The sequence below is a fragment of the uncultured Rhodococcus sp. genome, assembly GCF_963525155.1.
In the GTDB taxonomy this organism is placed as follows: Bacteria; Actinomycetota; Actinomycetes; order Mycobacteriales; family Mycobacteriaceae; genus Rhodococcus_F; species Rhodococcus_F qingshengii.
The window spans coordinates 1-10,436 of record NZ_CAURKP010000173.1 but is presented as its reverse complement, the minus strand read 5'-3'; the positions used below and the strand labels follow the sequence as shown (position 1 = coordinate 10,436).

The following is a 10,436-nucleotide window of genomic DNA, read 5'->3' as shown; positions in this document are numbered from 1 at the left end:
CGAGCATTGATGTGCACGTTCACATGCGGACGCTGACCACCATCGGTACCAGTCTTGGCGCAGTCCAGATACCGGCGGATCAGTTCCGTGAACCCATCCGCAGTCCGCTTCGCCGCCGACCGAGCATCCGGCGTCCCATCCGGTGCCGGGGTCGGCATCGTCAGATTCGACAACGCCGACAACAACATTTCACCGGTCAGGGCGTCGAAATCCCCACGCACCACCACCCGACCATTGAGCGTCGACGCGATCCGCAACTCATTGAGATCCACATCCTCGGCGGGCGGAATCTCATCCGATTCGAACAACCGCTCCAACGTCGCGATCACGTTCCGCACCTTCGTCGTCGTCGCCTCCACACCCGACGCAGCAGCCAACAACAAATCGATGCACTTCGGGAGCGCCTCCTCCGGCATCCCCTTCGGCGGTGACTCACAGAACGCCACGATCAACACAGCATGCTCGAACGAGCAATCCCCGCAATCGAACCGAGCCGCCACCGCCGGAAACGGCCGCAACGCCGCACCCAACGCGGCGATCTTCTTCCCGTCCCGAACCTGCAACATCGTGTTAGCCGCCAACCACGCACCCACCCCGCGACTGGCGATCACCTGATCATCCGGGCGCATCGAGAGTTCGTCGACCACTGCCACCCGCACAGCCTCGAGGCGCAGAATCTCCACACTCGCCTCGACAGCAGCCTCACGCAACTCAGCAGCAGTCAACTGCCACAACCGTCCGCGCAACCCCACCGCAGAACCAGACACCACATCCGACAACAAGACACTCATTGAATCCCCCGATCCCCTGCACACAGGGTACTCGAACACCCGTTCGAGTCAAGGGCAATTTTCAGACCGCCGAATTGACCCGCGGCAGAGCAGTCGACGCCAATCCGATACCGAGCGCTATTGCTGCGATGATCGCGAGCACACGGCGCTGCGCTTCGAGAAATGCTTCGCCGGCCGCCGCGCGAGTCGATGCGTACGCGGAATCAACTGCCACCTGAACGGATTGACCCGCGGCACCGGCGGAGCCGTCCCGGCGACATTCCGGCGCCACCGCCATCGGTGTTCCGGATGCCAATTGGCTTGTCGCGCAATCGACAAAGGCCTTTTCGGCGATGTCGATCAGGCCGGGACCAACGCCGGCAGCTTCAAGGTTCGCAACGTACTCGGGCCGCTCCCCCTGCACTGCTTGCGGAGCTTGCCCCGCGACGAGCGAGAAGAACACCACTCCGATCAAGGCCAGTCCGATCGAGCTGCCAACCTGCTGAACGGTCGGTAGCAGTCCCGACACCGAACCCGCGTGCGCGGGTTCGACCGTCGCGAGGATCGCGGTTTGCAGTGGCGCCACGAACAGTCCGAGCCCTGCGCCCCCGAGGAGGAGAGGACCGGCGAGCGCGAGCCAGCGTGGATCAGTTCCTTCGTGTTCGAGGATGACCGACAACGCGATCAGCGAGCCGGCAAAGACGACCATCCCCAAGATCAGGACGCGGTTTCCAAGCATCCGGTACACCGCGGATGAGAGAACCGCAGCCACGCCCATGCCGACGGCCCACGGGAGCGTCATCACGCCCGCTCGCAATGCGGAGAACCCGAACCCGAACTGAAGCGTGAGACTGATGGTGAAGATCAACGAAGTCAGGGTTCCGAAGAATACGAACGCAAGAACCGCGCCGATCGCGAAGGCTCGGTCGCGGAAAAGTTCGAGACGAAGGACCGGATCGCCGCCTCGTTTCGCCAGACGCGATTCGTAGAGCACAAACGCCAATGCCACCGGCACCGACATCGCGAGCATGACAACAAGACCTGTGGGCCATCCACGCGCCCTTCCCTCGGCCAGGGGAAGGATCAGCAGGAACAGCGCCAGCGATGACAGTGCGGCGCCGATGAGGTCCAGTGAGCGCACATGCTCAGCGCGAGCATCAACGAGATGGAAATACCCGAGAATCAAGGCGGCGATGCCGATCGGAATGTTGACGAAGAAGATCAGGCGCCAGCCCCAGTCGAAGAGATTCCACTCGATCAGCAGCCCGCCGATCAGAGGCCCACTGACCGTTGCGAGCCCGATGGTCGCACCGTAGATCCCGAACACTCGCGGATGCCTGGCCTTCGGAAACAGACCCGAGATGATGGCAAACGTCTGGGCGGACATCGAACCGGCCGCCAACCCTTGCAAACCCCGGAAGACGATCAACATCGTCGCGCTCTGAGCGAGCCCGCACAGCAACGAGGCCGCGACGAATACGAACAGGGCGGTCAGAAAAACAACCCTACGACCGAACAGGTCCCCCAACCTGGCCGCGGTGATCAACGAACACGCAAAAGCCAGGATGTACACGCTGACCATGAGCAACTGCGCCGATACGCCTGCTTGAAGATCGACGGCGATACTCGGAAGCGCGACGTTGACGATTGTCGCGTCGAGCAATTGCATGAATGCCGCCGCCAGACTCGTCGCCAACCCGAGCCAGGGCGTCAGAGAACCAGCTCGCCGCCCGCCCTTGTGGTCGGCGCCGACAGCGTCACCTAAAGGGTCCGGAAGCACCGAATGATCCTAATCGAACACAACGCTTCTAGAACCTGTTCTTGTTTAGATTGTAGTATTTCGGACAATTCAGTCCCCCAGATGGGATAGTTCGTCGTCTGCCCATTTTCAGAGCAGGCTTCTCGACGACACACGCAGGAGTTCTACTCGATGGATCTGAACTTGATCACCCATTGGCACCCGCTTCCTGGGCGGGTAATCGAATGGGGCGTCACGCATGCTTCCGCTCAACGAGCCGCCGAAGCCGAGATCGACCGAGAACTACCCCCGACCACGATGCAGGATCGCCACCTGCGACGCGCCCGCGTCACCGCGGAGAAGGGCGATCCGCAGTCTCCGTGGATCGGTATCGCCTTCGATTTCGCAGGAACACTGGACCGCGACGCCATGACGCGAGCCCTTCAGCGCTACATCCGTCGCCACGACACGCTGCACAGCTGGTTCTCGTTCGACGAAGCAACCACCGACGCTGCGGACACCTCGTTCGAGGTCCGTCGACACGTGGTGCCGGTCGAAAGCATCGAACTCGAGTACCGCGTGGGCGACGACGTCTCCGAATCCGAGGCGATCCGCGCGCTCGTCGCGACCAAGTTCGCCACCGAAACCAGCGCGCTGCAGTGGCCGGCCTTCGTGTTCGGTGCCGTCGAGCACCACCATGCCGACCTCGAAGCCGATCCGAGCTTCACCCTGTTCCATGCGGTCGACCACGCCCATTCGGACATGAACTCGATGGTGTTGATGTACGCGGAATTGCGTCAGCTCTACGCAGCGGAAACGACCGGGTCACATCCCGAACTGGGCCCCGCGGGAAGTTACGCACAGTTCGGTCGCGTCGAACGCGAGCGAACAACCGAACTGACGATGCAGTCACCCGAAGTGCACCAGTGGCTCGGTTACCTCATGCGCAGCGGCGGCTCGTTCCCCGGATTTCCGCTCCCGCTCGGGGCCGAAGACGCGCCCAAACCGGCAATCGGTTCACGCTTCGACCTGGCCGATGACATCGAGTGCGAGAAGTTCGGTGCGGTCTGTAAAGCCAACGGCGCCAACTTCATCGGTGGAATATTCACCGCGCTCGCGATTGCGGAATTCGAACTGGCCGGGCGCGACAAGTACATCGCCCTCTCGCCGGTCAGCACACGAACCGAGGCCGACTCGTTTGCACAGGGCTGGTACATCAACCTGATCCCGGTCGGCATCGACGTCGACGACAAGCGACGCTTCACCGAGTTGGCAAAGCTCGGGCAGCAGGGGTACCACGACGGCAAGGCACTCCTCGATGTCTCCGTGCAGCAGGTCATCGATCTGGTTCTGTCGAGCTTGGCCGAGTCGGATTCCGCACCCGGCGGATTGTCGAAGACGCTCACCCCGCCGCCGATCGTCTCGTACATCGACGGCCGCCGCATGCCGGATCCGTACAGTTATGCCGAGACGAAGGCAACGGGAATCGTCGGCGGCAAAGAGACTCAGATCGCGTCGATGTGGATCAACCGGATGCACACCGGAACCTGGATCGCCGTGTCCCACCCTGACACCCCCATTGCCCACGAATCGGCCACCCGCTTCGCCGAGCACGTCTCCAAGATCATCAAAACTGTTGCAGCTCAGGGCGACTACTCGTTCGCGGCACCAGAGGGAGCGGCCTGATGCATGTCACCTCGATCGATCGATACGGACTCGAGCCCGGAATCGTCACCGAATGGTCGCTCCAGCCCGCGGACGGCGCCGTCACCGAGTCGGAAGTACCACCGTCGTACAACCAGCATTTTCACCTCGAGACTGCGCGAACACACGGCATGGGCCGAAGTGTGTGGATGGCAGCCGCATTCGACCTTCCCGGAGAACTGAATCGGCCTGCACTCGATCTCGCGCTGCGCCTGTTCATCAGTCGCCATGACACTCTGCACACAGGATTCGAGGTGGGCGAGTTCACCACCACCCGAATGGGACTCGATCCCGACGGCACACACATCGAGACTTCGGAACCTCTGAAATTCGATTCGACCGAAGACCTCCGAGCGCATCTCAAGAAGCGATTCACGACGGTATGCGATCCACTGACCTTCCCTGCATACACGTTTGCCACGGTCGAACGCGAAGAGCACTACACGGTCCTGAGCGCGTTCGATCACACACTCGTCGACGGCTACTCGTTGGTCATCGCTCTCGGGGAACTGCGACAGATCTACGAGGGACTGATCGCCCTACCCGATCTGACCGACCACGAGGCCGTCGACGCAGTGATGAGCCGACTGGGTGACCCGGGAAGTTTCGTGCGGTACTGCGAACTGGAGGCAGACGCTCTGCTTCCAGTCGACAACGACCCTCGAATCCGCGAGTGGGCAAGGTTCTACGAGATCTGCGGTGGCACATCACCGAGTTTCCCCTTGGATCTCGGCGTCGAGGGCGGAAAGCCCGCGCCGCAGGGCGCCGATGTGCGCGTGCTGCTCGACGAGGAGTTGACGGCGACGTTCGACGAGATCTGCCTATCCGCCGGCGGTAGCGTGTTCACCGGAATCCTCACTGCGATGGGACTTTCCGTCCACTCGTACACCGGGCAGTCGACGCTTCCGCTGCAATTTCCGCTTCACATTCGCAAAGATCCGCGTTGGGCCGACGCGATCGGCTGGCTCACCACCAGCGCGCCGATCACGGTCCAGATCACTCCCGATGCGGATTTCGGTGCATCCCTTGCACATACGCACGCGTCGTTCCGAGTTGCGTTGACGCTCGAGGGCGTCACCATGGCCCAGGTTCGAGATGCTTTGGGCGACAAGATTCGACGCACGCGCACCGACGTCTTCATGGTGTCCTACATCGATTACCGCAAACTACCCGGCACAGACGATCATGATCTCCTCAACGCCCATCACATCAGCAATGTGACGGTCGCCGACGATGCCCAGTTCTGGATTTCGCGAACGAACCGTGGTCTCTCGCTGCGTTCACGCTTTCCCGACACCGAGACGGCAAACGACACCATGGTGAATTTCCTCACCGAACTCGACCGGATTCTGAGAGAGGTCTGCGCCCGGGGCGTGACGCCGATCGGAAGTGTCACCGAACAATTGAGAGATTCGAGCGTCGGAGCAGGAACACCGAGGATTTAGGGTCGGCAACGGGCACGAGCAGGCAGAACCTGCTTCCGGGCGTCTCACCTTGCGCACAGCGCATAGAATCGATCAAGTCCGTGTTCGAACCGAACGATTCGTCTTCAGGAGTACGCCCGTGCCCGTTGCCCCCGATCCCTCAACCGCGTTTGCCGAGTTCGCGCATCCCGACCGGTTGGTCTCGACGGAATGGCTCTCGGCGAATCTCGGTGCGCCGGGCCTCAAGGTTGTCGAATCCGACGAAGACGTGTTGTTGTACGACGTCGGCCACATCCCCGGAGCCGTGAAGATCGACTGGCATCTCGACCTCAACGATCCGGTCACCCGCGACTACATCGACGGTGCGAAGTTCGCAGAGTTGATGAACCGCAAGGGCATCGGCCGCGACGACACCGTGGTCATCTACGGCGACAAGAGCAACTGGTGGGCGGCCTACGCACTGTGGGTCTTCACTCTGTTCGGCCACGAGGACGTCCGTCTTCTCGACGGTGGCCGCGATGCGTGGATCGCCGAGAACCGCGACACCGCTTTCGACGTTCCCGACATCACGTCAACGGATTACCCGGTCGTCGAGCGCAACGACGCTCCCATCCGCGCATTCAAGGACGACGTTCTCGCGCACTTGGGCGACGGGCCGCTCATCGACGTGCGATCTCCGCAGGAGTACACCGGCGAGCGCACCCACATGCCCGACTACCCCGAAGAGGGTGCGTTGCGTGGTGGACACATTCCCAGCGCGCTCAGCATCCCGTGGGCGAAGGCAGCGGCACCGGACAGCCGCTTCCGCACCCGTACCGAACTCGGCGAGATCTACGGCGACCTGTCGGCCGACGACAACATCGTCGCGTACTGCCGCATCGGTGAGCGTTCCAGTCACACCTGGTTCGTGTTGACTCATCTTCTCGGCTACCCGAACGTTCGTAACTACGACGGTTCATGGACCGAGTGGGGCAATGCCGTGCGCGTCCCGATCGTCCAGGGCGAAGAGCCCGGAGCCGTTCCTTCCTCCGTATCGGCGTCATGAGCGCTCTTCCTTCGGCTCTGGCCGAGATCGTCGACGACTTCGCGGCCGTCGGGGCCTCGGACAAGCTCACCCTTCTTCTCGAGTTCAGCCGAGAGCTGCCGCCGTTGCCGGCGGAGCTCGAGCAGAGCGCGATGGAGCCGGTCCCCGAATGTCAGTCGCCGCTCTTCCTCTCGGTCGACGATTCGGATCGCGACAACGTCCGTCTGTACTTCAGCGCTCCCCCCGAGGCTCCCACGACGCGTGGTTTCGCATCGATTCTCGCGCAGGGGCTCGACGGCCACAGCGCCGACGAGATCCTCGGTGTACCCGACGACTTCTATTCGGCGCTCGGTCTCGCAGAAGCCGTGAGCCCGCTCCGTCTGCGCGGAATGTCGGCCATGCTCGCGCGCATCAAGCGGCACTTGCGGGGCTGAAAACATGGAGTTCACCGAACTGGCCGACTATGCGATTCCGGCCGGCGCACTCGTCGAATGGTTGCCGTGCGCAACCGGGCCCTGGGTTCCGGATCCGCGGCCCGTCTCCTACATTCACGAGGCACATCTCAACCGTTCCGCTGCAGGCGCAGGCGACAAGTCTTGGCTGGGAACAGCTTTCGAGATTTCCGGCCCGCTCGACGTCGATGCGTTCCGAGTCGCTCTCGGCCGGTGGATCGACCGTCACGAAGTTCTGCGCTCGCATACCGTCCTCGAGCCCTCGAGCGGCGAGATCACCCGGCACACGGTCCCGCTCGGCGGAATCGACATCGGGGTCGTCAGCCACGGCTACGACGCGTCCAGCCAGGACAACTTCGACCACCTTCACCGCCTGTTCGACGATTACGCGTCCCCGCACAGTTGGCCGTCGTACGTCTTCGCGACGCTGACGCCCCGCGGTGGCGACGGTCCGTTCACCGTGTTCTTCGCGGCGGACCACTCGATCATCGACGGGTTCTCGATCGTGCTGGTCGCTCACGAGATCGCAGCTCTCTACCGCGAGGCCTCGACCGGTAGTGCTGCAAATCTGTTTCCGGTGGGCAGCTACGTCGATTTCGGTGCCGTCGAACGCGAGCAGATGGCCGACGTGGAAGCCGAGAAGGCTGCGGTCGAGATCTGGCGAAAGGCTCTCGGCACGGACGGTCTACCCCAGTTCCCGCTACCGATCGGTGACCGTGGAACCGATTCTCAGAACGGCCTGTCGACCTGGCTGCTCGACGCCGACCAGTCCAAGGCCTTCAGTTCGACGTGTGCAGCCACCGGCGTGGGGTACTTCGCCGGACTTCTCGGCGGACTTGCCGCTGTAGGTCGCGAAGTCGCGGGATCCGATCGATTCGAGGTCGTGACGCCGGTTCACACCCGCAGCGCTCAGGAGTGGGCGGGTGCGCTCGGCTGGTTCGTCGGACTGTGCCCGGTCGAGTTCGCCGTTGGATCGGACTGTTCGTTCGGCGACCTCGCGACACGCGCCGCCGAATCCATCGCTTCGGTCAAGCCTGCCGCAGCTGTCCCGTTCGATCGGATCGGTGAGCACCTCGAAACCCCGATCCGACCGCGATTCGTCGTGTCCTACATGGACGTTCGCTTCGTGCCCGAAGCCGCACAGTGGCCCGAGTGGAACGCCAGAGCACTTCGAAGCAAGGCATATACGCACGACGTCTACATCTGGATCAACCGCACACCCCAGGGACTCAACCTCGCGGTCAGGTACCCGGGCAACGAGACGGCGAACGCCGCGGTTCACGCCTACGTGGCCGCACTGCGCCGGACCATCGAAGAAATCGTCACCGAACCGGACGCCGCCACCTCCGACAGCTACTCATCGGTAGTTTTCGAAACCGTTTCCTAAGCCGGAGTGGGCTTTAGCGATCCGGTTACAACCAGCGCCGAAGCGATGCATACACTCCGAAGTGATGCCAATCCCCCGATGGTGAAATCCCAGAGGAATACACCGCGGAGACAGACTATGCGAACCACAGGAGGCTCAGTGCCCAGTCATGCCAGCGCGCACATTACGAAGGTGCTTGTCGCGAACCGCGGTGAAATCGCGGTACGGGTCATCCGGGCGGCCAAGGATGCCGGCTACGGCAGCGTTGCCGTTTACGCCGAGCCCGATGCAGACGCGCAGTTCGTGAAGCTCGCAGACGAGGCATTTGCCCTCGGTGGACAGACGTCCGCCGAGTCCTACCTCGTGTTCGACAAGATCCTGGACGCAGCCAAGAAGTCCGGCGCCGACGCCATCCACCCCGGCTACGGCTTCCTCTCCGAGAACGCCGACTTCGCCCAGGCCGTCATCGACGCGAACCTCATCTGGATCGGTCCGTCACCGCAGTCCATCCGCGACCTCGGCGACAAGGTCACGGCACGCCATATCGCAGAACGCGCGAAGGCACCGATGGCAGCAGGCACCAAGGATCCCGTCAAGGGCGCCGACGAGGTCGTCGCATTCGCCAAGGAATACGGCGTCCCGGTTGCGATCAAGGCTGCCTTCGGTGGCGGTGGACGCGGCATGAAGGTCGCCCAGACCATCGAGGAAATCCCCGAGCTGTTCGAGTCGGCCACCCGTGAGGCCATCGCAGCCTTCGGTCGCGGCGAGTGCTTCGTCGAGCAGTACCTGGACAAGGCCCGCCACGTCGAGGCTCAGGTCATCGCCGACCAGCACGGCAACGTCGTCGTCGCCGGTACCCGCGACTGCTCGCTGCAGCGTCGCTTCCAGAAGCTCGTCGAAGAGGCTCCCGCTCCCTTCCTGACGGACGACCAGCGCGCACGCATCCACGCATCCGCCAAGGCCATCTGCAAGGAAGCCGGCTACTACGGCGCCGGAACGGTCGAGTACCTGGTTCAGGGCGACACCATCTCCTTCCTCGAGGTCAACACCCGCCTGCAGGTCGAGCACCCCGTCACGGAAGAGACCGCGGGCATCGACCTCGTGCGTCAGCAGTTCCTCATCGCCAACGGCGAAGAACTCTCCATCAAGGAAGATCCCACCCCGCGTGGACACTCCTTCGAGTTCCGCATCAACGGCGAAGACGCCGGCCGCGGCTTCATGCCTGCCCCCGGCCCGGTCTCCGTCTACCGTGAGCCCACGGGCCCCGGCGTTCGCGTCGATTCCGGTGTCGTTGCCGGCGACGTCATCGGCGGACAATTCGACTCCATGCTCGCCAAGCTCATCGTCACCGGCGCCACCCGCGAAGAAGCCCTCCAGCGGGCATCGCGCGCTCTGGCCGAGTTCGAGATCGACGGCCTCGCGACCGTTCTCCCGTTCCACCGCCACATCGTCGAGAACCCGGCGTTCATCGGTGACGGCGAGAAGTTCGACATCTACACCAAGTGGATCGAAACCGACTGGGTCAACCCCATCGAGCCGTACGCAGGCGCCGGTGCTCCCGTAGACGACGAGGACGAGGCTCTGCCGCGTCAGAACGTCGTCGTCGAGGTCGGTGGACGTCGCGTCGAGGTTTCCCTCCCGGGCCAGTTCTCGCTCGGCAACGGCGGCGGCGCTGCCTCCGGTGCGATCCGCAAGAAGCCGAAGGCGCGCAAGCGCGGCGGCGCCGGCGGAGGTGCAGCATCGGGTGACGCTGTCACGGCTCCGATGCAGGGCACCGTCGTCAAGGTTGCAGTGACCGAAGGCCAGGAAGTCGCAGAAGGCGATCTGATCGCCGTTCTCGAAGCCATGAAGATGGAAAACCCCGTCAACGCGCACAAGGCCGGTGTCGTCACCGGACTGTCCGTCGAGCCGGGTGCAGCAATCACGCAGGGAACGGTTCTCGCAGAACTGAAGTAGGG

Annotated in this window: 8 protein-coding genes; 6 read left to right on the top strand and 2 right to left on the bottom strand. The window is 63.1% G+C overall.

Translation table 11 applies throughout. From position 1 onward, the window contains the following. Together RWT78_RS24225 and RWT78_RS24220 are read right to left on the bottom strand one after the other, a co-directional pair. A partial coding sequence (locus tag RWT78_RS24225; RefSeq protein ID WP_314681489.1) for a DUF222 domain-containing protein occupies positions 1-791 on the bottom strand: 791 nt, incomplete at its 3' end. A gap of 61 nt (positions 792-852) precedes the next feature. After that, the gene (locus tag RWT78_RS24220) at positions 853-2,550 is read right to left on the bottom strand and encodes an MFS transporter (RefSeq protein WP_314681487.1); all 1,698 of its coding nucleotides are present in this window, start codon (positions 2,548-2,550) and stop codon (positions 853-855) included. A 150-nt stretch (positions 2,551-2,700) separates the two neighbouring features. On the opposite strand from RWT78_RS24220, the gene RWT78_RS24215 reads away from it, so the two are divergent. The 6 genes from RWT78_RS24215 (at position 2,701) to RWT78_RS24190 (ending at position 10,434) form a co-directional block, all read left to right on the top strand. Next, entirely contained in the window at positions 2,701-4,194 is a 1,494-nt protein-coding gene (locus tag RWT78_RS24215; RefSeq protein ID WP_003940824.1) for a condensation domain-containing protein, read from the top strand. Next, complete coding sequence (locus RWT78_RS24210) at positions 4,194-5,657, top strand: condensation domain-containing protein (RefSeq protein ID WP_075832831.1); 1,464 nt, start codon at positions 4,194-4,196, stop codon at positions 5,655-5,657. Before RWT78_RS24215 ends, RWT78_RS24210 begins: the two co-directional genes overlap by 1 nt. Positions 5,658-5,775: 118 nt before the next feature. Then, a complete protein-coding gene (locus tag RWT78_RS24205) occupies positions 5,776-6,681 on the top strand; it encodes a sulfurtransferase (RefSeq protein WP_003940962.1) in 906 nt (301 codons plus the stop codon). Further along, positions 6,678-7,094, top strand: coding sequence for a SufE family protein (locus tag RWT78_RS24200; RefSeq protein WP_003940804.1), 417 nt, complete (start codon positions 6,678-6,680; stop codon positions 7,092-7,094). Before RWT78_RS24205 ends, RWT78_RS24200 begins: the two co-directional genes overlap by 4 nt. Before the next feature lie 4 nt (positions 7,095-7,098). Next, positions 7,099-8,499 (top strand): condensation domain-containing protein, encoded by a 1,401-nt coding sequence (locus RWT78_RS24195; protein WP_314681484.1) that lies wholly within the window; start codon positions 7,099-7,101, stop codon positions 8,497-8,499. A gap of 138 nt (positions 8,500-8,637) precedes the next feature. Then, positions 8,638-10,434: an acetyl/propionyl/methylcrotonyl-CoA carboxylase subunit alpha gene (locus tag RWT78_RS24190; RefSeq protein WP_030535031.1), complete on the top strand. Its 1,797-nt coding sequence runs from the start codon at positions 8,638-8,640 to the stop codon at positions 10,432-10,434. Positions 10,435-10,436 lie beyond the last annotated feature (2 nt).